A 301-nucleotide genomic window follows, 5' to 3' on the forward strand; every position below is an offset into this window, starting at 1 on the left:
GTGCCGATGCATGGATCGATGGGCAGAAACCGGAAGGCGAGATGACTTCTTATATCGGTTTTAATGAAATTCTGATTGAAAACAACTATGTTAAGAATGTAGCAAAAGAAGGAATCCGTTCCAGCGGCCAGAGTACAGGCGCGGAGGGCGTTGGTTTCCGCAATACAAAAACTTTCCGCAATATTACCTTCCGTGGAAACTATATAGAAGAAATTTTCGGCGACGGCATAGTGCTTGCAGAGGTCGGTGAAAATGGACTGGTAGAGAATAATGTGGTGCAGAATCACTGCAACTACGATAC

At 44.9% G+C, this 301-nt stretch carries 1 protein-coding gene; it reads left to right on the top strand.

All coding sequences use genetic code 11. The features are described 5' to 3' along the window. Window positions 1–301: hypothetical protein (locus tag NE473_RS31225; protein ID WP_256265651.1), on the top strand; the 301-nt coding region annotated here is incomplete at both ends.

Source organism: Hungatella sp. SL.1.14, from assembly GCF_024460495.1.
Classification (GTDB): Bacteria; Bacillota; Clostridia; order Lachnospirales; family Lachnospiraceae; genus Hungatella; species Hungatella hathewayi.